Source organism: Methylophilus sp. (assembly GCF_035460085.1).
Classification (GTDB): Bacteria; Pseudomonadota; Gammaproteobacteria; order Burkholderiales; family Methylophilaceae; genus Methylophilus.
This window is the reverse complement of the sequence record NZ_DATHWZ010000088.1, coordinates 19,826-43,915: the sequence shown is the minus strand read 5'-3', so window position 1 is coordinate 43,915 and position 24,090 is coordinate 19,826. Positions and strand designations below refer to the sequence as shown.

Below are 24,090 nucleotides of genomic sequence, written 5' to 3'. Positions count from 1 at the left end.
CAGGCTGGTTTGGTGCTTGATCCAGGTTTAGGTTTCCGTATCACTGCGGTGACAACCCTGGTTGCAGGTACTATGTTTTTAATGTGGTTGGGTGAGCAGATCACTGAACGCGGTATTGGTAATGGTATTTCAATTATCATTTTCGCTGGTATCGTAGCTGGTTTGCCGCACGCCATTGGCAGTACCCTGGATTTGGCAAAAACTGGTGCATTCTCTATTCCATTAGTGATGTTCCTGTTCGTTGCAGTGATTTTAGTGACCGCTTTAGTAGTGTTTGTTGAACGTGGACAACGCAAGATTACTGTGAATTATGCCAAGCGTCAGGTAGGTAACCGCATTTATGGTGGTCAATCAACCCACCTGCCTTTGAAGTTGAATATGGCGGGTGTGATCCCACCAATTTTTGCTTCAAGTATTATTTTATTCCCTGCTACCTTGGCTGGTTGGTTCGGAAGTAGTGAGCATATGTATTGGTTGAAAGATGTCAGTGCGAAACTGTCACCAGGTCAGCCACTGTATATTTTATTGTTTGCAGCAGCGATATTATTCTTTGCGTTCTTCTATACCGCTTTAGTGTTCAACCCTAAAGAGACGGCGGATAACCTTAAGAAGAGTGGTGCGTTTGTCCCTGGTATTCGCCCTGGCGATCAAACAGCAAAGTATATTGACAGGATCATGGGGCGTTTAACATTGATCGGCGCGTTGTATATCACGCTGGTTTGTTTGCTGCCAGAGTTTTTGGTCTTGAAGTTTAATACACCGTTCTATTTTGGTGGTACGTCTTTGTTGATTATCGTTGTTGTGACAATGGATTTCATGACACAAGTGCAATCACACCTGATGTCTCAACAATACGAAGGTTTGCTGAAGAAGGCAAATTTCAAAGGATCAGGTCGCTAAATTTGTACTCTGGCAGGTGGATTATCTGCTAAAGAGATGAACTTATGATTTAACCCGTGCGCGAATGACATTCCGCACAAAGTAAGTGAATTAACTAAAGGAAATAAGATGAGAGTTCGCGCATCAGTTAAAGCATTATGCCGTAACTGTAAAGTGGTAAGACGTCGCGGTGTTGTTCGTGTAATTTGTACAGACCCACGTCATAAACAACGTCAAGGTTAATTGGTATAACAATTTCTTGTGAGGGTCTGGATTGGCTGATATAATATGCGGCTTTTCTTTTCTACGCACAAGTTTAATCGTGATGAACGATTGATTATTGGAGTTTAAGTATGGCTCGTATTGCCGGGGTAAATATCCCAAACCACAAACATGCAGAAATCGCTTTGACATCAATTTACGGGATCGGCCGTAACACTGCACAAAAAATCTGTGCAGCAGCAGGTGTACAAACGACATCTAAAGTGAAAGATCTGAGCGATTCAGAAGTGGAAAAGCTGCGTGACGAAGTTGCCAAGTTCACTGTTGAAGGTGACTTGCGTCGTGAAGTGACTATGAACATCAAGCGTTTGATGGATCTGGGTTGTTACCGCGGTATCCGTCATCGTCGTGGCCTGCCTGTGCGTGGACAGCGTACCAAGACCAATGCGCGTACGCGCAAAGGTCCTGTAAAGGCTATCAAACAAGCTAAATAATCTTTTTGAACATTAGTTAGATATTAAGGACAGTACAACATGGCAAAAGCTAATGTACGCGTTAGAAAAAAAGTTAAAAAGAACATTGCCGAGGGTATCGCTCACGTGCACGCTTCTTTTAACAACACGATTATTACGATTACTGATCGTCAAGGTAATGCTTTGTCATGGGCGACTTCAGGTGGTCAAGGCTTTAAAGGCTCACGTAAGAGTACCCCTTTTGCAGCTCAGGTAGCTTCAGAAGTGGCTGGTAAAGCGGCGCAAGAGTCTGGCGTTAAAAATCTGGAAGTGCGCATCAAGGGCCCAGGTCCAGGTCGCGAATCTGCTGTACGTGCATTGAATGCTGCTGGTTTTAAAATTACTAGCATTACTGATGTTACACCAGTGCCGCACAACGGTTGCCGCCCACCAAAGAAACGCAGAATTTAATTCAATTCACTGATTTTAGTATCAGAGAATTAATTAACGGAGAATATTTTGGCTAGAAATCTAGACCCTAAATGCCGCCAATGCCGTCGAGAAGGTGAGAAGTTGTTTCTGAAGGCTGAAAAATGCTTTACAGATAAATGCGCAATTGAAAAGCGTAACTTCGCACCTGGTCAGCATGGCCAGCGTCGCGTAGCCCGTATGTCTGACTATGGCGTGCAGTTGCGTGAGAAACAAAAAGTGCGTCGTATTTACGGAGTATTGGAAGGCCAATTCCGTGCTTATTACGCTAAAGCAGATGGTCAAAAAGGCATTACCGGCGAAAGTTTATTGCAATTGCTGGAATCACGTTTAGACAATGTCGCTTATCGTATGGGGCTGGCAGGTTCGCGTTCTGAAGCTCGCCAGGTTGTACGTCATAACAGCATTCTGGTAAATGGCAAACGTGTGAACATCCCTTCTTACCAGGTTAAAGCAGGTGATTTGATCAGTGTTTCAGAAAAAGCTAAATCGCAATTGCGTATTAAAGCTGCAGTTGAAGCGGCTGGGCAACGCGGCTTTCCTGAGTGGTTGGACGTCAACATCAAGGCATTGAGTGGTATGTACAAGGCTAAGCCTCAGCGTGATGCGTTGCCAGTTACTATCAATGAGTCATTGATCGTTGAGTTGTATTCTAAGTAATCACTTAGTTCAGACTAAGGTTTATTTGTTTATACCCAATTACTCCAAGGAAATATATGCAAAATAGCCCTACAGAATATTTGAAGCCACGTGTTGTTGACGTTGAGGTGATTAATCCTCTGCGCGCCCGTGTGACTTTAGAACCAATGGAGCGCGGTTTCGGCTATACATTGGGTAACGCTTTAAGAAGAGTTTTATTATCTTCTATCCCAGGGTTTGCCATTACAGAAGTAAAAATCGATGGTGTAGTACATGAGTACTCCACAATTGAAGGTGTTCAAGAAGACGTAGTTGATATCTTGTTAAACCTTAAAGGTGTTGCATTAAAACTGCACAACAAAACTGAAACTATCCTTGTGCTAAGCAAGTCTGGTGAAGGAATTGTAACTGCTGGCGACTTCGAAGTTGGTCATGACGCTGAAATTGTGAATCCAAATCACGTGATTGCGCATATCACTAAAGGTGGTAAGTTGAATCTGGAAGTGAAGATTGAAATGGGTCGCGGTTATCAACCTGTGCCAGCTCGTCAGAAAGCCAACGATGAAGATCGCGTATTAGGCTTCATGATGGTGGATGCTTCTTTCAGCCCGATCAACAAGGTGAGCTACCATGTTGAAAGTGCCCGTGTTGAGCAGCGTACTGATCTGGACAAATTGATTATGGACGTTGAAACCAACGGTATCATCGAGCCAGAGCAAGCAATTCGCGACGCAGCACGTATCCTGATTGGCCAGTTGTCAGTATTTGCAAATCTGGAAGGTGCTTCTGCCGATGTCGAAGTGAAAGCTGCCCCACAAGTTGATCCTATCTTGTTACGTCCAGTGGATGATCTGGAATTGACAGTACGTTCTGCAAACTGCCTCAAAGCAGAAAACATTTTTTACATTGGTGATTTGATTCAACGTACAGAAAACGAGCTATTGAAAGCTCCAAACCTGGGCAGAAAATCACTGAATGAAATTAAAGATGTGTTGGCCTCCAAAGGCTTAACACTTGGAATGAAGCTGGAAAACTGGCCACCTGTTGGCTTGGAAAAAGCTTAATTTCTAATAAGATAAATACTTAAGGAATTACTATGCGTCACGGTAATAGCAATCGTAAATTGAACAGAACAAGTAGCCACCGCGCTGCTATGTTCCGCAACATGGTGACCTCTTTGCTGCGTCACGAAGTCATCAAGACTACTTTGCCAAAAGCAAAAGAACTGCGTAAATATGCAGAGCCTTTGATCACTTTAGGGAAAACACCGACTTTGGCAAATCGTCGCCTGGCATTCAGCCGTTTGCGTGACCGTGATATCGTAGGCAAACTGTTCGGCGAACTGGGCCCACGTTACAACGCACGTAATGGCGGTTACCTGCGAATTCTTAAATGTGGTTTCCGTAACGGTGACAATGCGCCTATGGCGTTTGTTGAGTTGGTTGACCGTCCAGAAGTCGCTGAAGCACCAGCAACTGCAGAATAATCCTGTTGTTGTGTGTTTCAAGCAAAAAAGCCAGCATTGCTGGCTTTTTTGCTTTTGTTGTTAGCAAATAATACTGGTTCTCTCAGAAAAACTGTTTGGTTTATCTTTGCTAAAATCATCTCTGCAGTTTAAGCCAAGTGATCACTTGAGTTTTGCTAAATGGCCAATATAAGTATGCTTGCCCGGCGCCTTCTAATACCGGAATACTAGTCGCAAACTTCTCCAGGAGCCTATTGTCCTCAATAATATCGATTGTTTTATACGGAAGCGCCAGCGACTGCAAAACACGTTCTGCGTCTTCACATAAATGGCAGCCTAATGTGCCGTATAAAATCAATTGCTTCTGCATAAATCGCTAGGTAGTGTCATCAACGCTTTGTACAATATTACCTGTAAAAAATAAACCCTGCTCAACATTGGAAGAAGCATGACTGATATTCGCGAACATGATGAGAAGGTGATTGAAAGCAAGGAGAGCCTTGGCGAAACATTGCAGCAGGTGATTAACCTGTTGGGCAAGCACAAGCTGGTAGAGCATGTAGTGCACAAGCAGGATATGCCCAAACATGATCTGGTTGAATCCCTGGTCCACAAGCAAAACCTGAATATTCTGCAACATAAGCTGGATCAGTTACATCCAGCCGATGTGGCCTACATTCTGGAATCATTGCCGCTAGATGACCGTCTCATGGTGTGGGATCTGGTCAAAGCAGAGCGTGATGGTGAAATTCTGCTTGAAGCTTCAGATGCGGTTCGCCAGACGCTGATCGCAGACATGGACAGCGAGGAGCTTCTTGCCGCTGCCGAACAGCTGAATACCGATGAGTTGGCGGATTTGGCGCCTGACCTGCCAAAAGACGTATTGCAGGACTTGATGTACAGCCTGGATACGCAAAACCGCGAACGTTTGCAATCTGCGCTTTCGTATCCTGAAGACACCGTGGGTGCGATTATGGATTTTGATATTGTCACCATTCGCGACGATATCACTTTGGAGGTTGTTCTACGCTACTTGCGCCGCCTGCCAAAATTTCCGGACCATACCGATAAGTTGTTCGTGATTAATCGCGACGACATCCTGCAAGGCGTGCTGCCGTTAAAACGTATTATCCTGAATGATCCAGAAACGGAGGTGGGCGACATCATGTCTACCGATGCGGTGGTGTTTCACCCCGAAGATATGTCTGACCAGGCGGCGATGGCATTTGAGCGTTATGACCTGGTGACGGCACCGGTAGTGGATAATAACCGCAAGCTGGTAGGGCGTATTACGGTCGACACGGTGATGGATATTATCCGGGAAGAAGCGGAAGCTGACATGTTGTCCTGGGCTGGCTTGCGTGAAGAAGAAGACTTTTTTGCCTCGATCTGGAAGTCGGTGCAAAACCGTTGGGCCTGGCTGGCGATTAACCTGGTCACCGCACTGGTCGCATCACGTGTAATTGGTTTGTTTGAGGACAGTATCGAGAAAATCGTTGCACTGGCAGCGCTGATGCCTATTGTGGCTGGCATTGGTGGTAACTCAGGTAATCAAACATCCACCATGATTGTGCGTGGTTTGGCACTCGGGCAAATATCCAGCTATCACATGAAATCCCTGCTACAAAAAGAGCTGGGTGTCGCATTGCTTAACGGTCTGATCTGGGGCGGTGTGTTGGGGCTGGTTGCCGATATGTTATATGGCAGTTATGCCTTAGGCCTGGTGATGATGGCGGCTATGACGCTTAACTTGCTATTAGCTGCAGTTAATGGCGTGATGATCCCGTTAGTCATGAACAAGTTGGGCCGCGATCCGGCTGTGGGTACTAGTGTCCTGATTACTGCGATTACCGATAGCGGTGGTTTTCTTATATTTCTCGGATTGGCAACAATCATCTTGTTGTAGATAAAATAATGGATAACGATATCAATTTTCTCTGGAAAGAAATTGTTCAAGATTTGAACACAGTGGCTGCCCTGTGGCAGTTTCTGGTCATCGGTGCGGTTTTGGCTATCAGCGGTTTGCTTAACCTGCATCTGCGCAAACAAATTGTTGCCGGCAAAGTGAATACTGTTTACAAGTTGTTGCTAGGTGGCATTCAACGCCTGTTCTTCCCGTTTGTCGCTTTCCTGCTATTGGTTATCGCACGTTATTCACTGCAACACTGGATGCATGTCGGTTTGTTGCGCTTGGCCGCCCGCATGTTGCTGGCCATGATCATCATCCGGAGTGTCGTCTATATATTACGCTATGTTTTTTCACCCAGTGCCTGGCTGCATTCTTTTGAGCGCGTGATTTCCTGGAGTGTTTGGGTGCTGGTCGCATTGCATATCGGTGGATTTCTTGATCCGCTATTGCAAATACTGGAAGATGTGCAGTTCAAGGTCGGCAAGCAAAAACTCAACCTCCTCTTGTTAATGCAAGGCGCACTGACCATCGTCGTCACCATGCTGGTGGCATTGTGGCTAAGCCGCATGATAGAGCTGCGCTTGATGGCTTCCAGCAATATCAACAGCAACTGGCGTGTCATTATGGTCAAGCTGGTGCGCATGGTAGCGATTGTGATTGCTTTGCTGATGTCGATGGCGGCCGTTGGTATTGATGTCACCATGTTGTCGGTATTTGGCGGCGCATTAGGGGTCGGCCTAGGTTTTGGTTTGCAGAAAATTGCCAGCAATTATGTTAGCGGCTTTATTATATTGATGGATAAATCACTGCATCTGGGGGATATCATCACCATCAGTAGTCACTACGGTATAGTCAAAGAGTTACGCTCCCGTTACATGGTCTTGCGCAAACAGGATGGCACTGAAATTATTGTGCCTAATGAAATGATGATTACTGATGTAGTCATTAATCATACTACTGCTGCGCATAAGGCAAAGGTGCCTGTCCAAGTCCAGATTTCGTATCAAAGCGATCTCGACCTGGCCATGCAATTATTAAAAGAGGTTGGTAAGACGCATGAGAGGACTATCCTGGATGATAATGCGGTAGATGTGACCATCAAATCATTTGGTCAATACGGCATTGATTTGTTGTTGGCTGTATGGGTGCTGAATCCTGAAGAGGCGACTGCAAGGTTACAAAGCGACATTTACTATGAGATCTGGCAGCGCTTTAAAGCGAATAATATCCACATTCCATACCCTCAGCAGGAGGTGCGCATTATTTCAGACCAGGCTGCGTTAAATACGCCTCAAGCTAATGCGTAAACAAATTATTAAACAGGGTATTTCAGCTAATAAAAAAGCCTGCATATGCAGGCTTTTTTATTTAAAGCGGTAAGAAATAAATTATTTCAATTTAGTTTCTTTGTACATTACATGCTTGCGAGCAACTGGATCAAATTTTTTGATTTCCATTTTCTCTGGCATGGTACGTTTGTTTTTAGTAGTGGTATAGAAATGACCTGTACCAGCACTGGATTCCAATTTGATTTTTTCACGCATGATAATATCCTTTGCAGACTAAATGTCGCGAGTTAGATTTTTTCGCCAGCTGCACGCAAATCAGCCAACACAGCGTCGATACCATTTTTGTCGATAGTACGCAAAGCAGCGTTGGTAATACGCATTTTTACCCAGCGATTTTCGCTCTCAACCCAAAACTTACGGTTTTGCAAGTTAGGCAAGAAGCGGCGTTTTGTTTTGTTTTGTGCGTGAGAAACATTGTTACCCACCATAGGCTTTTTGCCTGTTACCTGACATACACGTGCCATGGTTATCTCCAAATACTTTATCTTTTTCAGAAAGAGCGAGATTATAGAATGAAAAGCAATTCTAAATCAAGCAAATGTTATGATTTTTAACTGATTAATGCTTACCGGTACTGCCAAAGCCGCCTTCACCGCGTTCACTGGTTGTGAATTCATCCACAATATGAAAATCCGCCTGCACCACTGGCACAATCACCATCTGTGCAATGCGTTCCATCGGGTTCAAAATAAATGCCTCTTTACCCCGATTCCAGCATGAGACTAACAGCTGGCCTTGGTAGTCGGAATCAATCAGTCCAACCAGGTTGCCGAGCACGATCCCATGCTTATGGCCTAAGCCGGAGCGAGGAAGAATCAGCGCCGCATAGTAGGTATTATCAATATGAATCGCCATGCCGGTCGGAATCATCATGGTTTCACCAGGCTGTATGGTTTGCGTATGCTCGATACAGGCGCGTAAATCCAGGCCGGCAGAGCCAGGTGTCGCATACGCTGGCATCATGTGGTGCAAGCGTGGATCAAGGATTTTGAGGTCTACAGTAATTGACATGCCGTGCTCCAAAAATATTGCGCTATTAAAGCATGAAACGCGATGCAAAATCACTTAACGTGATAACTAGCCAATAATAAAAAAGCCAGCAAATGCTGGCTATGATTAATTTTGATAATTTAAAATTTGTACTGTGCGCTAACGCCAACCAAGTAGTTACGACCAATTGCGGGTTCAAAAAATAGACTATTACCATCATTGACACGTACTGAACCGATATATTCTTTATCAGTAATATTTTCCAGACGGATAAATTCTTTAAATCTCCAGTTAGTCAGGTTCTGTTCTAGCCCCGTCCGTATATTAAAAACTGTATATGAAGGCGCTTTATCGCTATTGATGTCATTAACGTAAACATCTCCATTATAACGACCTTCTAAAGCGCTAAAAAAGCCTAGAGGTTGATATTGCCAAGCCAGTTCTGCATACAGCTGACTTTTGTATGTGCCGGGAATACGATTACCAGAAGCGATAAGGTTACCATTGGTAGTTGTATAGCTAGAGTCAAACTTTGCATCTAAATAAGTATAGGAAACAAATGTACTCACACCGTTATTGAATTTACTATCAAGTGACATCTCGACACCATAACGTTTAGTGTCATTTGCATTCGTAAAACTTGATCTGCCTGATAAAGTTTGATTTGTGACAATCTCATCTTTAGTCTTGATGTTGAAGAAAGTGAGGTTGAAGCGCGTGTTATCAGTTAAAAATGATTTCAGACCAATTTCGGTGTTATTGCTTTCCGCTGCTTTAAGTCCAAGATTCGGTCTGCTTGCCACGCCACCGGCAACATTATCAAAAGCGGCTTCGATAAATGTAGGAGTCTCAAAACCTTTGCCAAAGTTTGCATAGAAGTTGAGTGCTTCCGTAGCTTTCCACACTGCACCAATCACTGGAGTTGTTTTTTGATATTCCACAGAGCCGCTGTTGTCACCTTGACCTGGTGCACCCGGAGTGATGAAGTTATCTTTGACTTCCAGTTTAACCTTCGTATGTCTGGCGCCTGCATGAACATCTAATGTAGGCGTTAAGCTTAATTTGCCTTGTATATATTGATCAAAATTGGTGGAGATGTTTTTCTCATCCCTGTTCAAGCCGTTTGCAGCTAATCCGTTCAGAAGTGTATTTCTGTCTAATCTGTTATCTGAAGACTTTCCATAGGTGATACCTATACTTATGTTGTAAGGCATCGCCCCTAAATTGCCTTTGTTATCCCAACGCGTATCCGCACCATAAAACTCTCGATTTATTTCACTCAATCTTGCACAGGTGCCAGGAGGAGGATTGCCTGCGAAACAAGATCCAACAAGCCCAGTGGCAAGGGCAGTAGTTGTAAGGATCTGGGCATTGTTACGAGTGCCCACGTATGGGATGAAGCTTATTTTATTGTTTTCATTGAGTGCATGTTCAATATTAAAACCAACTTGGGTATGGTCACGCTTGACACTGGTGTTAGCAAATAATGCGGAAGGGACAACTTTATCCCTGTTTGAACTGGAGAAAGCTCTTCTTCTATCTAATCCAAGAGGATCTTGTGCCTCTTGGTCGAACCAGTTTACCAGCGCAGTGACTTTGGTATCTTCATTCAAATTGAATCTGAATTTTGCAGTCGCCATTTGTTTATTGCTGGCACTGTTAGTACGATACCCATCCGACTCAAAGTTGGAGACATTAAGCATATATTCCATGCCCTCCAATTGCCCGGCAGCCTCCAGTACATTTCGCTTTGTATCATAGCTGCCAAACATGGTTGTAGCACCAATTGTTGGGGTGGCTGGAGCATCTGCGGTGAACATCTGAATCACGCCGCCAGAAGAATTGCCATAGAGTGAGGAGAATGGCCCTCGCATGACTTCAATGCTTTTAATCGATGAGAGGTCAATCACGCCAGGTTGGCCTTGACCGTCGGGCATGGTTAAGGGAATGCCATCTACATATACACGGATACCTCTAACCCCAAAAGCCGAGCGCGAACCAAAGCCACGACTTGAAATTTGCGGGTCTTGCGCTTGCTGTGTGCGACTTTGCGCGGTGATACCGGGTACCCGAATCAGGCTTTCGGATAATTGCATTTGCAATTGACCGTCTTTAATGTCTTTTTCATTCACCACATCAATCGCTACCGGCAGGTCAAAACTGTTTTGTGCCTGGCGGGTTGCAGTGACTACCACAGGCGAAAGAATCAACGTTTTTTCTTCTTCGGCTTCAGCCAATGATATACCGCCAAAAGCGGAGGAGATTGCCATACAAACTGGCGTTAAACGGAATACAAAAGCGCGCATAAATTACTCAATACTTAAGGGAATCAAATGGCGCGATTGTAAGCTGTTTGTAAGGATGCACTCCTCAGTATTTTCATGAATATTCCGAGGGCCGGTATATTTTCAGAGGATTAGTTCAGTTGATGTTTAAGGTGCGTTAGAATTTTTACCGCAATCGTGTTTTTATCGGCTGTATCAAGTGGGTATTCACCATTCGTATCAATGATTGTGACACTGTTATTGTCATTGCCTAAAGCCAGGTTGGCCTGGTTTGCCACAATCAGTGGGATTTTTTTGTCCTGCCGTTTTTGTCTGGCATGCTCAAGCACATGTTCGGTTTCAGCTGCGAAGCCGACACAGTAGGGTGGGTTTGGTAATGAAGCAACATCAGCGAGAATATCCTTATTTCTTTTGAGCTGAATGGTAAGTGTATCCTCACTCTTTTTGATTTTCTGCTCGGCTGAAACCAGTGGACTGTAATCAGCCACAGCGGCTACACCGATAAAGACATCTTGAGTCGCGATATGCTGCATGACGCTTTTGTACATATCATTGGCCGTGCCGGCAAAAGTTGTGTGACTGACCTGGGGTCGCTGCGCAGTCGCATGACCATGGATTAATGTCACTTCTGCGCCCATTTGCATGGCGACTCTGGCTAATGCAAAGCCCATTTTTCCACTGCTGATGTTGGTGATGCCACGCACCGGATCCAGCATTTCCATGGTTGCGCCAGCGGTGATCAGTATTTTTTTGCCCGCCAGCAGCTTGGGTGTAAAGTGCGTTTGCACGCCTTCAAGCAGCATGTCAGGTTCCAGCATCCTGCCCTGGCCAACTTCGCCGCAGGCTTGTTCGCCGCTGCCTGGCCCTAGTATCGTGATGCGGTCTTGTATTAACTGCTCAATATTACGTTGCGTGCTAGAGTTCTCCCACATTTGCCTGTTCATGGCGGGCGCAATCATGAGTGGGCACTCACGTGCAAGGCAAAGTGTAGAGAGCAGGTCGTTCGCAAACCCATGCGCCAGTTTGGCGATAAAGTCGGCGCTGGCGGGTGCAATCAGAATGGCATCTGCTGGTCGACTCAGTTCTATATGTGGCATCCCGTTTGCAATGCGGGCATCCCAGCTATCAACAAATACCGGATTGCCTGAGAGTGCCTGCAAGGTTGTCGGGGTGATGAAATGCGTCGCTGCTTCTGTCATGACCACTTGTACCGTATGGCCTTGCTTGATCAGCAGGCGAATAAGCTCGGCACTTTTATAGGCTGCGATGCCGCCGGTGACACCTAAAAGTAAGTGGTGTGACTGTGAGTGAGTGCTATCCATTCCCTTATTTTAACTGTAAAGCGCGTACATTTGGAGTCGAGCTGATTAGTGAAATCTTTAAACATGTTAAGATATGGCAATCATAAGGTTGAATAGATGCTGAGAACAGTAAGAATTTTTTTCTGGATAGCGGTAGTATTCACCGCGCTAATGCAGGTGTGGGATGAGTATCAGGGTCTGCAATGGCGTAAGCCTTTGCATGTAGCGCTGTATCGGGTGAGTGCAGACGCCTCTATGGACGTTGACGCTTACATGGCGACCTTGAATGAAAAAGATTTCGAAGTCATTGGGCAATATTTTTCCCGCGAGGCACTCAGGTATCACTTGCCACTGCACCGGCCCATTGTTTTTCATCTTGGCCCCACCATCAAAGAGATACCGCCCGCACCGCCTGCTCTCAACGCCAATCGTTTAGATATTATTTTGTGGAGCCTTAAATTCCGCTGGTATGCGTGGCAGCATCAGCCATCCTTAGGTGTGCCTATCGATATCAAACTGTATCTGTTGTATCACGATGTGAAAACCAATACCCGTTTATTACATTCGACAGCACTACAAAAAGGGCGGATTGGCCGTGTGAATCTGTTTGCAGCGCCTGCCCAGCATGCCGGGAATACGGTGGTAATCGCCCATGAATTACTACATACCTTGAGTGCGACCGATAAATATGATTTGAATACCAATGCGCCTTTGCTTCCGCAAGGCTATGCAGAGCCTTATATGCGACCGTTGTATCCGCAAAAGAAAGCAGAAATTATGGCGGGGAAGATTCCGCTCTCCGCCAACCGCGCGCGTATGGCAAGAAATCTAGACGAGACCATCATTGGCCGTCCAACGTCCAGAGAAATCGGTTGGGCCAGATAACCGTATGCGAGGAATAAGTCATGGCAATTACTGACTGGCCGGAGCAGGAACGTCCACGCGAAAAGTTATTGCGCGCAGGAGCCATGACGCTTTCTGACGCAGAGCTATTAGCCATCTTTTTACGGGTAGGGGTGGTTGGTAAATCAGCCGTCGATTTGGCGCGAGACTTACTGCAACACTTTCATAGCCTGAATGGTATTTTCTCAGCCAGCATGGCCCAGATGCAGCAAGTACATGGCATGGGCGAAAGTAAATATTGCCAGTTACAGGCGGTGCTGGAAATGAGTAAGCGTGCGCTTGCTGAAACATTACAGCAGGTGGATAGCTTTAACTCTCCCGCACAGGTGAAGGCATATTTACAATTACAGTTATCACATTTGGTGCGCGAAGTATTCGGCATTCTGTTTCTGGATGCGCAAAACCGTTTGATAGCTTACGAAACTTTGTTTGAAGGCAGCCTCATGCAAACCAGTGTGTATCCGCGAGAGGTAGTCAAACGTGCGTTGGAGCTCAATGCGGCCGCTGTTATCCTTAGTCATAACCACCCGGGTGGTTCCACTATGCCCAGTCGGGCCGATGAACAGCTGACCCATACTTTGAAAGAATCGTTAAGCCTCGTGGACGTGAAAGTGCTGGATCACATTATTGTGGCCGGTCAGGACACATTTTCATTCAGCGAGCGGGGATTGATTTGAGTATTGATGTGGATCGAAGGCCGGGGAGTGGTGGGTGCTAACGGGGTCGAACCGCTGACATTCGCCTTGTAAGGGCGACGCTCTACCAACTGAGCTAAGCACCCGTGCCTTGTAACGAAGGCCGCATTATACCTAACCCTTTTGTTCTTGCAAGAGGGCCTGCGCGTTTTTTAATCTGGCGAATGACGGCAACATGGAGGTAACTTAAAGTTGCGCGTACAGTAGGTAGATGGCAAAAAAGCTTTGACGCTTATAGTCAGGAGAGATTCAAACAGTTAATCGTTTGGTGATGTTAATTAATTGCAATGAAATATCTGCCATCCCTGTTTTGCGCTTGTCCGCCATTTCAGAAAGTAAAGAATAAGCTTCTTCTTCATTTAAGGCGCGCTGACGCATGAGAATATCACGGGCAGAATCCACTACTTTTTGGTCTTCCAGACTCAACAGGGCGTGTTGGGATAAAGCAGCTGATGTTGAAATATTTGGTGTGGTAGGTCTCATTTTTCAAAAGGTAAAATAAATTTAATGCTTACCATGAATTAGCAATCTGTATGCCAGTTAAACCTTTGATTGTAAGTGCATGATTGTTAAGGTATATTGCCGGCATGGCAGCCGTAAGGCATGAAAGTACTGCCGGGTGTTCGCACTGTTGCAGTGCAATTGCACCAGGCTGCTAATCGCGAGCGCTCGTATCGCTGCTGACGTTTTAACACTGCAGGTAAACTATTAAAAATTAGAAAGAAATCAAATACGATGAAGGTTTTATTGGGACGCGTCAGCTGGGCCGGGCTGACATTGCTGGGGGTGTTTGCTGTAGCGCAAGTGGCATTGTCGAGAGGTGAGGCGCTGAATGTTTTATGGCTCATCACCGCAGCTGTGTGCGTCTATGTCATCGCCTATCGTTTTTATGCTGCCTGGATCGCCGCAAGTGTCCTGAGCCTGGATGCGACCCGCGCCACACCTGCCGAGCGCCTGAATAATGGCCGTGATTTTGTGCCGACTAACCGCTGGGTGGTGTTCGGGCATCACTTTGCGGCCATCGCCGGACCTGGGCCACTGGTCGGCCCAACCTTGGCTGCCCAATTCGGCTATTTGCCGGGCACCCTGTGGATCCTGATTGGTGCCGTGTTGGGTGGCGCAGTGCAAGACATGGTAACGCTGTTTCTTTCCACCAGGCGCAATGGCCGCAGCCTAGGACAAATGGCTAGAGACGAAATTGGTGCGGTAGGTGGCATGGCTGCAATGTTCGGCACTTTTATGATCATGATTATCCTCATTGCCGTTTTAGGCCTGGTGGTGGTGAATGCCATGAAACACAGCCCATGGGGAACCTCTACCGTCGCGGCAACCATCCCGATTGCCATGATTGTTGGTGTCTATATGCGCTACCTGAGGCCAGGACGTGTGCTGGAAGCATCGTTACTTGGTGTGGTTTTGTTGCTGGGGTCAGTGGTATTGGGCGGTTGGGTCGATCACCATCCTGTGCTTGCTTCTTTGTTTGATCATGAAGGATTACCGCTGGCGTTTAGTGTTATCGCTTATGGTTTTGCTGCCGCAGTGCTGCCGGTTTGGTTGCTGTTAGCGCCACGGGATTATTTGTCCACCTTTATGAAACTTGGCACGGTATTGATGCTGGCGATTGCCATTTTATGGTTGCGCCCGGATATCCGCATGCCGGCCATCACGCCCTTTATTGATGGCACTGGCCCTATTTTCGGCGGCAAATTATTCCCTTTTGTATTTATCACCATAGCTTGCGGGGCGATCTCAGGTTTCCATGCCTTGATTGCCAGTGGCACCACACCAAAACTGATCACCAGTGAAGGCGATATCCGCATGATAGGTTATGGCGCCATGTTGCTGGAAAGCTTCGTCGCGTTGATGGCGATGATCGCGGCGACCATTCTTGAACCAGGCATATTTTTCGCCATTAACAGCCCGGCCGGGGTGGTTGGCAAAGAAGCTCTCGATGCAGTGAATACCATCAGCAGTTGGGGCTACCAGGTCTCCGTTGAGCAAATGCAACAATTGGCCAGTGCCATGGGCGAAAGCACATTGTTTGCGCGTACTGGCGGTGCGCCTAGCCTGGCTGTAGGCATGGCCAGCATTCTGGGAACGGTGTTTGGCAAGCATTTATTGGCATTGTGGTACCACTTTGCCATTATGTTCGAAGCTATTTTTATCCTGACTACCTTGGATGCCGGCACGCGTGTGGGCCGCTTTATGTTGCAGGATATGCTGGGCAATCTGCATCCTAAACTGGGCGAAACTTCTTACACGCCTTCGGTGATCCTCACCAGTGCGCTGGTGGTGGCCGGTTGGGGGTATTTTCTCTATATAGGCGTCATTGACCCGAATGGCGGGGTGAATATTCTGTGGCCATTGTTTGGTATTGCGAATCAGATGCTGGCCGCGATTGCATTATCAGTAGGCACGGGTATCTTGATTAAGTCTGGTAAAGCCAGCAAAGCCTGGATCACTGGCTTGCCTTTGACATGGTTGTTAATAATTACAACGACAGCGGCATATGAAAAAATATTCAGCAGCGACACTCGGGTAGGTTTTTTTGCCGCCGCAAATGATTTGTCACACAAGTTGGCTAGTGGATTGCTGCCCCCTGAAAAAGCAGCAGTCGCGCCTCAGTTGATCTTTAATCAACAGCTTGATGCCTGGTTGACTTTGTTTTTTGTAACGGTGTTATGGGTGGTATTTGTTGATGTAGTGGTAATGAGCTGGCGTTACTTTGCAGGCAAGCCGGTGTTACCATCGACTGAAACGCCTTATGTGCGAACCACGTATGTATCGGGTAAGTTTTAAGCTGGTGGAGATAATGAATTGAACCTTATAAAGCAGATTTGGCAGTGTATCCGTCAATTATCGGGAGATGACGTTTACGAACGTTATCTTGCACACTATACCGAGCATCATGCTGATGAAGTTGATAGTGCTCCGCCATTATCTCGCGCTGAATTTTTCAGGCAATGGCAGGATCGAAAGTGGCAAGGTATTAAAAGATGTTGTTAAATGCTGCAATTCATGAATCTTCTTAACGATCTTTTAGCAAAAAAACACCGTAATTGTAAGCTGCTCAATGATAGGCCTGCAGTGTAAGTTACATGGATATTTTGTAACTATAATCCCCTGAGATGATTTGTATCACATATCGCCTACTCATTTAAATAACGACAGTCGCTTGTGCGGGAATGTAACAAACCTGTTTCAAGCGCGCATGGCCGTGCGTAATCAGTTAAAATAAGACTTTACCGATTATTCCAGATTTCAAATGCCTAAATACCGCTCACACACGACTACCCAGGGTCGTAACATGGCTGGTGCACGCGCACTTTGGCGTGCCACCGGCATGAAGGACGAAGACTTTTCCAAGCCGATTATTGCAATCTCAAACTCGTTTACCCAGTTTGTGCCGGGGCACGTCCACCTGAAGGACCTTGGGCAGTTGGTCGCACGAGAAATTGAAAAGGCCGGTGGTGTTGCCAAAGAATTCAACACCATTGCGGTGGATGACGGCATTGCCATGGGCCACAGCGGCATGCTGTACAGTTTGCCTAGCCGTGACCTGATTGCAGATAGCGTTGAATATATGGTGAATGCACATTGCGCAGACGCGCTGGTGTGTATCTCAAACTGTGACAAAATCACGCCTGGGATGCTGATGGCCGCTTTGCGCCTCAATATTCCAGTGGTATTTGTCTCCGGTGGCCCGATGGAAGCGGGTAAAGTCAACTGGCAAGGTAACGTACGCAAGCTGGATCTGGTTGATGCCATGGTGGAGGCGGCCGATAGCAGAGTCAGTGATGAAGAAGTGGCTGAAGTCGAGCGTTCTGCCTGCCCGACCTGCGGTTCCTGTTCCGGTATGTTTACCGCGAACTCAATGAATTGCCTGACAGAAGCATTAGGTTTGAGTTTGCCTGGTAATGGTTCAACGCTGGCAACGCATGGCGCGCGTAAACAATTATTCTTGCAGGCGGGTCGCCTGATTGTGGATCTGGCCAAGCGTCATTACGAGCAGGATGACTATTCAGTTTTGCCACGCAACATTGCCAATATGCAGGCATTTGAAAATGCCATGAGCCTGGATGTTGCGATGGGAGGCTCCACTAACACGGTATTGCACCTGTTGGCCGCTGCCCACGAGGCGGGCATTGATTTCACCATGCGCGACATTGACCGCATTTCGCGTCAGGTGCCATGCGTATCCAAAGTTGCGCCGGCAACCAGCAAATATCATATGGAGGATGTCCACAGGGCGGGGGGGGTGATGGGCATTCTGGCGGAACTCAATCGCGCTGGCGTCATCCATACCGATGTACCAACCGTGCATAGTGCAAGCATGGGTGAAGCATTAGCCAAATGGGATATCGTGACCACGCAGGATGAAGAGGTGAAAAAGTTTTACCGCGCAGCACCTGGTGGTATCTCGACAACCATTGCTTTCAGTCAAAGCATGTTGTGGCCTGATCTGGATGATGACCGCGAAAATGGCTGTATCCGCAACAAGGCGCATGCTTACTCACAAGATGGTGGTTTGGCTGTGCTGTACGGCAACATCGCGCTGGATGGTTGTATTGTAAAAACCGCCGGTGTGGATGACAGTATCCTGAAATTTACTGGTCGTGCTCGTGTCTATGAAAGCCAGGATGATGCCGTTGAGAGTATTTTGGCTGACCAGGTAGTCGCCGGTGATGTCGTAGTCATTCGCTACGAAGGTCCACGTGGCGGGCCGGGCATGCAGGAAATGCTGTATCCGACTTCTTACCTGAAGTCAAAGGGCCTGGGTAAAGAATGTGCCTTGCTGACCGATGGGCGTTTCTCAGGAGGCACCTCGGGTTTGAGTATTGGGCATGCTTCGCCAGAAGCCGCTGAAGGTGGCGCAATTGGCTTGGTGGAAGAGGGTGATACGATTGAGATTGATATTCCTAACCGGACTATCCATTTAGCGATCAGTGATGAGGAAATGTCGCACCGCCGTGCCACTATGGAAGCCAAAGGTGACAAAGCCTGGAAGCCGGTCAGCCGCGAGCGAGTGGTTTCGCCAGCATTGCGTGCCTATGCCGCGATGAGTACCAGCGCCGCCAAAGGCGCCGTAAGAGATGTGTCACAAATTGAAAGGGGCAGTAGATGACCGCACATGCAACATTGGAACAGGGTCAACCCGAGATGACTAAGCGTATGAAACTGCATGCGCATGTTAATCAGCTGCAAGACGAAAATGGTTTGCAATATTTGGAGATCGATAACCCGTTAGCGACTGGCAAGATTGCGCTCCAGGGCGCACATGTCATGGAATGGCAGCCTAAGTTTTTATCTGACCCTGTGTTGTGGTTGTCCAGTAATGCACGTTATGTGAAAGGCCGTTCTATTCGTGGCGGCACACCGATCTGCTGGCCATGGTTTGGCGCACACCCGACTGACAGCACTTTATGCCCACATGGCTTTGCCCGCGTGATTCCATGGCGCGTGATGGATATCGATGCGACGCCCACCGGCGCCACACGCATTATCCTTGAAATGCAGCAAACGCCCGAAGCGCAACGTCAATTATCTTATCCATATGAATTAACCCTGACGATTACCATAGGGCGTCGGTTACGTATCGATTTGGCGACCACCAATCTTGCAAAACATCCATTTGTTATCAGCGAAGCTTTCCATACCTATTTCAATGTCAGTGATATATCCAATATCAAAATCACTGGCATGCAAGACTGTGTCTATCTGGACAAATTGCTCGATTACGAGCGTAATGTTGAGCACAATGCGTTAGCTTTTGACGGCAGTGAGTATGACCGTGTATACGTGCATCACAGTTCTGATTGTGCCATCCATGACAGCGGCTTCAATCGTATTGTGCATATCGCCAAATCAGGCAGTGATGCCACTGTAGTATGGAATCCGGGTGCAGAAAAAGCAGGCTCCATGGGTGATATGGGTGTGGGTGAGGAATGGCGCAAAACCATTTGTGTAGAAACCACCAATGCCCTCGATAATATGGTCGTGATCAATCCTGGTCGCAAACATATTTTAAGCGCTGAATACTCCATCGAAACGCTTTAAATCTCCTTGAAAACGCGCGTGTCAACGCATTCATGACACGTGCGTTTTACCTCTGTTGGCAAAATACCAATCCAATTGAAAATATTTGATTAGCCTGAGAAATTGCATAGCTTCATACTTGTGGAATTTTGATGGTGAGGTAAGATGCCACATGCATGAAAATTGCATTGGGGATTTATTATTTTAAAGATATTCAAGGAGTGCGCATGAAAGTTTTATTTTCTGCAATCACAGCCGCCATCTTACTCATGGCTGGTCAGGTTCAAGCTGCGGATGCAGCCGCAGCAAAAGCATTGGCACAAAAAAGCGGCTGTTTAGCTTGCCACAGTGTTGATGCAAAAGTATTGGGTCCAGCATATAAAGATGTTGCGGCAAAATACAAAGGCGACAAAACAGCTGAAGCTAAGCTGATTGAAAAAGTGAAAAAAGGCGGCAGCGGTGTCTGGGGAAATATTCCTATGCCTGCTAACAGTCCGCAAGTGAAAGATGAAGACATCAAGACGATTGTTGGCTGGATTCTGTCACTGTAATCGTTGTTTAGTTCAGACTAAAAAGCCGACTTTAAGTCGGCTTTTTTATTGGTGTTAATGATGAAAATATGGTTGTGACTTTCCTTGTAAGCGACGTTTTTTACGCAATGTATTGTTATTTCGACTTTGATGCCAGATTTACCTAGGTGCCAGCTTGCTATGACGAATCGAATATACGAAATAGAAAATGGCACCCACGACTGCCCAGGTGATAAATCGATGCCAGGTCTCTGCAGGCAAAAATGACATTAATGCGCCACAGGCAATCACACCGGCAATTGGGATCAATGGATTAAATGGATTTTTAAACGGACGCGCAAGTTCAGGGTGCGTCATCCGCAAACGTATTACACCGATACATACCATGATAAAGCTCGCCAAGGTGCCGATATTGACTGTTTCTGCCAGTTCGCCCAATGGAATAAAACCAGCCACGATAGAGACCACAAAGCCGCACATCAGAATGATTTTACTCGGCGTCTGGCGATCTGGATTCACTTCCGAAAAAATCGGGGAAATCAGGCCATCGCGGCTCATGGCAAAGAGAATGCGCGTCAGGCCATATAACAATACCAGTAGAACCGTAATTAAACCGGCGATCACGCCAGTGGCAACCAAGGTTGAGGACCAGTGATATCCCAGCTTGGTTAATGCATAAGCGACAGGTGACGAGGTGTTTAATTCTGCATAAGGCACCACGCCGGTTAATGTACCCGAAACAATGATGTAGATGATGGTGCAAAACAATAGCGAAGCAATCAGGCCGATAGGTAGATCCCGCTGAGGGTTCTTGCATTCTTCGGCGGCCGTAGATACCGCATCAAAACCAAAATAGGCGAAAAAGACCAGGGATGCACCTGCAAACACACCGATATTTTTGCCAGTATCCAGCGTTTCGAACCAGCCGAATGGCATGAAAGGATGCCAATTATCGGTATTGATATGACCGACCGACAGCACGATAAAGGTCACGATGGTGGAAAGCTTGATGATCACCATGATGTTGTTGGCCCGCGCACTCTCTTTGACACCGGTCATTAACAGCAAAGTTAAAATCCAGATAATCGCGAATGCCGGAAGGTTGATAGTGCCGCCGAGCACTGGCGCTTTAGTCAGATGCTCGGGGATATGAAAACCAAGATTGGTGACGGTATTAACGAAATAGCCGGCCCAGCCATTGGCAACGGCTGCTGCGCCGACACCATACTCCAGCAACAGCATCCAGCCCATCATCCAGGCGGCAAATTCTCCAAAGGCGACATAGCTATAACCATAGGCGCTGCCCGAGCCGCCAATTGAGGAAGAAAGTTCAGCATACGCGAGTGCAGCAAAGCCTGCTGCAATTCCGGCAATAATAAATGACAGCACAACCGCGGGCCCGGATTGAGTCGCTGCGGCAATGCCTGTCAGCACGAATATACCAGTGCCTATTGCGCCGCCAATGCCGAGTAATGCCAAGTCAAATGCGGTCAGACATTTTCTGAGGCCCGTATGCGCATGTGGTTGAATTGGTTTTTTACGTAATAGTTGTTTGAACATTGCTGATCCCCTTGAGCTACAAGGGTAAAGCAATCGTTATACCAGCGTCAATGCTGATGAGAAAGGCATGGTGAATTATTCGAAGACAGCAGCCGAAGTGGTTGTTAAAGTCACTTGGCCGCAGCTTGGAAACTGTTTTGCGGATGATGAGTTAACGGATTGTTAGCTGGCGAAATGCTGTTTTAATGTCGCGATCATATAGCCATGATCCAGCACCCCGGCGCTCTCCCGTATGCTGTGCATAGCCCACATCGGATTGCCGACATCAACCGTGGCGATGCCAAGTTGAGCAGCTATGATCGGGCCTATGGTGCTGCCACAACCCAGATCGGTGCGGTGCGCATATTGCTGGTAAGGCACACCAGCCCGTTCGCACAGCTGGATAAAGCGCGCAGCGGTAGCCGCGTTAGTGCTATAACGCTGGTTGGCATTGGTTTTAATCACCGGCCCCTGATTTATCTGTACGTGATGACAAGGTTCATAACTGCCTGCGTGATTCGGGTGAAAGGCATGCGCCATATCAGCACTGATGAAAAAGCTTTGTGAATAACTACGCAGCTTGTCTTCGTGGGTCAGGTCGCGCGAGTGGCAGATTCGCTCCATCACATCCAGTAAAAAGCTGCCACCCGCCCCGGTTGCACTTTCAGAGCCGACCTCTTCATGGTCAAATAATGCACAGATAATGGTCGCCTGCGGTTTTTCGGTGCCAATCATTGCTTCCAGAGCTGCATGGCAGGAGGCCAGGTTATCCAACTGGCTATTGGCGATAAATTCTTGTTCTACACCCCAGAAACTGCCACATTGGGTGTCATAAAACGCCAGATCCCAGCTTAAGATATCAGCGGCGCTTACTTGCAAGCTATTAGCCAACGTGTCAGAAAGTAATTGTTTGGCGGCTTCGCTGTTGGCGGCATGCCCGAAAATCAACGGCAAGCCAGTTTGTTTGTTAAGGGCCAGGCCTTTTTCATTCACCTCGCGGTTCATATGGATCGCAAGATTTGGCAAGCGGGCGATAGGCTGATCCAGTTTAATCAGGTGCGAGGTAAAGCCCCTGACTGTTTTAACAATCACGCGCCCAGCCAGGCTAAGGTCACGGTCAGTAAATGTGGCTAAAATGGGCCCGCCATAGACTTCAACACCGAGCTGCGCGATACCTTCAGCACTATAGGCAGCTTTGGGTTTTAAGCGCAGGCCTGGTGAGTCGGTGTGGGCGCCAACGATGCGGAACCCTTGTTCTGCGATAGGCGCCTGACCCAGCACAAACGCAATAATTGAACCGCCGTCACGCACAACATAATATTTTCCGCCTTGAGTAAACTGCCAGGCATCACTTTCATTCAGCTGGTTAAAACCTTGCGCAATGAGAGCCTGTTCCAACTGGGTGACTGCATGCCAAGGACTCGGGCTGGCATCAATGAAGTCCAGCAGGGCTCGTGCGCGTTGTCTGGCTTCTATTGATACTTGCATACTTAAACCCAGTCTTTCTCAATCAAAAAATCAGTGTAAAGTTTATCTTCCGCACTACCTGTTTCCGGCTTCCAGTCGTAGCGCCATTTGACGATGGGAGGCATTGAAAGCAGGATGGATTCAGTGCGGCCATTGGACTGCAAGCCGAAAATCGTACCGCGGTCAAAAATCAGGTTGAATTCAACATAGCGACCACGACGGTAGGCCTGGAAATCACGTTCCCGCTCGCCATACGTTTGATGTTTACGACGTTGAACGATAGGCAGGTAAGCCTGTAAGAATGCGTCGCCAACCGCACGTTGCAAGGCAAAACTCTTCTCAAAACCCAGCTCACTGAAATCATCAAAGAATACACCACCCACGCCGCGTGGTTCTTTGCGATGCTTGAGGAAAAAGTACTCATCGCAGGCTTGTTTGAACCTGGTGTAATAATCAGCACCAAACGGAGCCAGCGCCTCTTTGTTCACACGATGAAAATGGATGCAGTCTTCTTCGTCGCCATAATAAGGCGTAAGGTCCATGCCGCCGCCAAACCACCAGATATCCTGCTCGCCTTCCTGCTGTGCTTTGGCGACAAAAAAGCGCACATTCATGTGTACGGTCGGGATGTAAGGGTTATGCGGATGGAATACGAGCGAGACACCCATGGCTTCCCAGGGTCTGCCGGCTGCTTCCGGATGTGCAACGCTGGCGGCGGGTGGTAGCTTATTGCCTAACACATGCGAGAAACCAACCCCGGCGCGTTCGAATACATTGCCGTTTTCCAGCAGGCAGGAATTACCGCCGCCACCTTCCGGACGTTGCCAGCTATCCTGCAAAAAGTTTTTGCCATCCACCAACTCAACCGCCTCGACAATGCGTGCCTGCAAACCTTGCAGAAAATCATAAACGGCTTTAGGTTGGATGTGATCTGTCATGT

Annotated in this window: 26 protein-coding genes and 1 tRNA gene; 16 read left to right on the top strand and 11 right to left on the bottom strand. The window is 47.3% G+C overall.

Going from position 1 to position 24,090, the window contains the following annotated elements; translation table 11 throughout:
- The 7 genes from secY to rplQ all read left to right on the top strand — a co-directional run.
- Positions 1-900: preprotein translocase subunit SecY (gene secY, locus VK958_RS12115; RefSeq protein ID WP_325241678.1), on the top strand; the 900-nt coding region annotated here is incomplete at its 5' end.
- 108 nt (positions 901-1,008) lie between these two features.
- Positions 1,009-1,122 carry a 50S ribosomal protein L36 gene (gene rpmJ, locus VK958_RS12110; protein WP_325241676.1) on the top strand — a complete coding sequence of 38 codons (114 nt, stop codon included), beginning with the start codon at positions 1,009-1,011 and terminating at the stop codon, positions 1,120-1,122.
- Positions 1,123-1,232: 110 nt separating this feature from the next.
- On the top strand, positions 1,233-1,595 hold the full coding sequence (gene rpsM / locus VK958_RS12105; RefSeq protein ID WP_055872193.1) for a 30S ribosomal protein S13: 363 nt from the start codon (positions 1,233-1,235) through the stop codon (positions 1,593-1,595).
- A 39-nt stretch (positions 1,596-1,634) separates the two neighbouring features.
- Complete coding sequence (gene rpsK, locus VK958_RS12100) at positions 1,635-2,024, top strand: 30S ribosomal protein S11 (RefSeq protein WP_018986256.1); 390 nt, start codon at positions 1,635-1,637, stop codon at positions 2,022-2,024.
- 48 nt (positions 2,025-2,072) lie between these two features.
- Positions 2,073-2,702, top strand: coding sequence for a 30S ribosomal protein S4 (rpsD, locus tag VK958_RS12095; RefSeq protein WP_325241671.1), 630 nt, complete (start codon positions 2,073-2,075; stop codon positions 2,700-2,702).
- Positions 2,703-2,758: 56 nt separating this feature from the next.
- Positions 2,759-3,745, top strand: a complete 987-nt coding sequence (locus VK958_RS12090; protein ID WP_055827085.1) for a DNA-directed RNA polymerase subunit alpha — start codon at positions 2,759-2,761, stop codon at positions 3,743-3,745.
- 32 nt (positions 3,746-3,777) lie between these two features.
- Positions 3,778-4,167, top strand: coding sequence for a 50S ribosomal protein L17 (gene rplQ / locus VK958_RS12085; RefSeq protein ID WP_325241668.1), 390 nt, complete (start codon positions 3,778-3,780; stop codon positions 4,165-4,167).
- A gap of 115 nt (positions 4,168-4,282) precedes the next feature.
- On the opposite strand, the gene VK958_RS12080 is transcribed toward rplQ, so the two are convergent.
- Positions 4,283-4,516 (bottom strand): glutaredoxin family protein, encoded by a 234-nt coding sequence (locus VK958_RS12080; RefSeq protein WP_325241666.1) that lies wholly within the window; start codon positions 4,514-4,516, stop codon positions 4,283-4,285.
- A 78-nt stretch (positions 4,517-4,594) separates the two neighbouring features.
- On the opposite strand from VK958_RS12080, the gene mgtE reads away from it, so the two are divergent.
- Complete coding sequence (gene mgtE, locus VK958_RS12075; RefSeq protein WP_325241664.1) at positions 4,595-6,052, top strand: magnesium transporter; 1,458 nt, start codon at positions 4,595-4,597, stop codon at positions 6,050-6,052.
- Positions 6,053-6,060: 8 nt separating this feature from the next.
- Positions 6,061-7,362, top strand: a complete 1,302-nt coding sequence (locus VK958_RS12070; protein WP_325241662.1) for a mechanosensitive ion channel family protein — start codon at positions 6,061-6,063, stop codon at positions 7,360-7,362.
- 81 nt (positions 7,363-7,443) lie between these two features.
- Here VK958_RS12070 and rpmG read toward each other — a convergent pair whose 3' ends face one another.
- From rpmG to coaBC, 5 genes are all read right to left on the bottom strand, one after another.
- Positions 7,444-7,599: a 50S ribosomal protein L33 gene (gene rpmG / locus VK958_RS12065; protein ID WP_013441158.1), complete on the bottom strand. Its 156-nt coding sequence runs from the start codon at positions 7,597-7,599 to the stop codon at positions 7,444-7,446.
- 32 nt (positions 7,600-7,631) lie between these two features.
- Entirely contained in the window at positions 7,632-7,868 is a 237-nt protein-coding gene (gene rpmB, locus VK958_RS12060; protein WP_055827066.1) for a 50S ribosomal protein L28, read from the bottom strand.
- A 94-nt stretch (positions 7,869-7,962) separates the two neighbouring features.
- Complete coding sequence (gene dut, locus VK958_RS12055) at positions 7,963-8,415, bottom strand: dUTP diphosphatase (protein WP_325241654.1); 453 nt, start codon at positions 8,413-8,415, stop codon at positions 7,963-7,965.
- Positions 8,416-8,534: 119 nt separating this feature from the next.
- On the bottom strand, positions 8,535-10,700 hold the full coding sequence (locus VK958_RS12050; RefSeq protein WP_325241652.1) for a TonB-dependent receptor family protein: 2,166 nt from the start codon (positions 10,698-10,700) through the stop codon (positions 8,535-8,537).
- Between the two features lie 110 nt (positions 10,701-10,810).
- Complete coding sequence (gene coaBC / locus VK958_RS12045) at positions 10,811-12,001, bottom strand: bifunctional phosphopantothenoylcysteine decarboxylase/phosphopantothenate--cysteine ligase CoaBC (RefSeq protein WP_325241650.1); 1,191 nt, start codon at positions 11,999-12,001, stop codon at positions 10,811-10,813.
- A gap of 96 nt (positions 12,002-12,097) precedes the next feature.
- Here coaBC and VK958_RS12040 point away from each other — a divergent pair, with 96 nt between their 5' ends.
- Together VK958_RS12040 and radC are read left to right on the top strand one after the other, a co-directional pair.
- Positions 12,098-12,865, top strand: coding sequence for a hypothetical protein (locus VK958_RS12040; protein WP_325241648.1), 768 nt, complete (start codon positions 12,098-12,100; stop codon positions 12,863-12,865).
- Between the two features lie 20 nt (positions 12,866-12,885).
- Positions 12,886-13,560, top strand: a complete 675-nt coding sequence (gene radC, locus VK958_RS12035) for a RadC family protein (protein WP_325241646.1) — start codon at positions 12,886-12,888, stop codon at positions 13,558-13,560.
- A 28-nt stretch (positions 13,561-13,588) separates the two neighbouring features.
- Here radC and VK958_RS12030 read toward each other — a convergent pair.
- Together VK958_RS12030 and VK958_RS12025 are read right to left on the bottom strand one after the other, a co-directional pair.
- Positions 13,589-13,664: transfer RNA gene (locus VK958_RS12030), tRNA-Val, on the bottom strand.
- Positions 13,665-13,827: 163 nt separating this feature from the next.
- Positions 13,828-14,061, bottom strand: a complete 234-nt coding sequence (locus VK958_RS12025) for an ANTAR domain-containing protein (protein WP_325241644.1) — start codon at positions 14,059-14,061, stop codon at positions 13,828-13,830.
- 252 nt (positions 14,062-14,313) lie between these two features.
- Here VK958_RS12025 and VK958_RS12020 point away from each other — a divergent pair, with 252 nt between their 5' ends.
- The 5 genes from VK958_RS12020 (at position 14,314) to VK958_RS12000 (ending at position 20,165) form a co-directional block, all read left to right on the top strand.
- Positions 14,314-16,377 carry a carbon starvation CstA family protein gene (locus VK958_RS12020; protein ID WP_325241642.1) on the top strand — a complete coding sequence of 688 codons (2,064 nt, stop codon included), beginning with the start codon at positions 14,314-14,316 and terminating at the stop codon, positions 16,375-16,377.
- Positions 16,378-16,395: 18 nt separating this feature from the next.
- Positions 16,396-16,584, top strand: coding sequence for a YbdD/YjiX family protein (locus tag VK958_RS12015; RefSeq protein WP_325241640.1), 189 nt, complete (start codon positions 16,396-16,398; stop codon positions 16,582-16,584).
- Between the two features lie 259 nt (positions 16,585-16,843).
- Entirely contained in the window at positions 16,844-18,703 is a 1,860-nt protein-coding gene (gene ilvD / locus VK958_RS12010; RefSeq protein WP_325241638.1) for a dihydroxy-acid dehydratase, read from the top strand.
- Positions 18,700-19,635 (top strand): D-hexose-6-phosphate mutarotase, encoded by a 936-nt coding sequence (locus VK958_RS12005; RefSeq protein WP_325241636.1) that lies wholly within the window; start codon positions 18,700-18,702, stop codon positions 19,633-19,635. The genes ilvD and VK958_RS12005 overlap by 4 nt, the downstream gene beginning before the upstream one ends.
- Positions 19,636-19,841: 206 nt before the next feature.
- The gene (locus VK958_RS12000) at positions 19,842-20,165 is read left to right on the top strand and encodes a c-type cytochrome (protein ID WP_325241682.1); all 324 of its coding nucleotides are present in this window, start codon (positions 19,842-19,844) and stop codon (positions 20,163-20,165) included.
- A 138-nt stretch (positions 20,166-20,303) separates the two neighbouring features.
- On the opposite strand, the gene VK958_RS11995 is transcribed toward VK958_RS12000, so the two are convergent.
- The 3 genes from VK958_RS11995 to hemF form a co-directional block, all read right to left on the bottom strand.
- Positions 20,304-21,704: an amino acid permease gene (locus VK958_RS11995; RefSeq protein WP_325241634.1), complete on the bottom strand. Its 1,401-nt coding sequence runs from the start codon at positions 21,702-21,704 to the stop codon at positions 20,304-20,306.
- 162 nt (positions 21,705-21,866) lie between these two features.
- Positions 21,867-23,171, bottom strand: a complete 1,305-nt coding sequence (locus VK958_RS11990; RefSeq protein WP_325241633.1) for a M18 family aminopeptidase — start codon at positions 23,169-23,171, stop codon at positions 21,867-21,869.
- 2 nt (positions 23,172-23,173) lie between these two features.
- A complete protein-coding gene (gene hemF, locus VK958_RS11985; RefSeq protein ID WP_325241631.1) occupies positions 23,174-24,088 on the bottom strand; it encodes an oxygen-dependent coproporphyrinogen oxidase in 915 nt (304 codons plus the stop codon).
- Between the last annotated feature and the right edge of the window lie 2 nt (positions 24,089-24,090).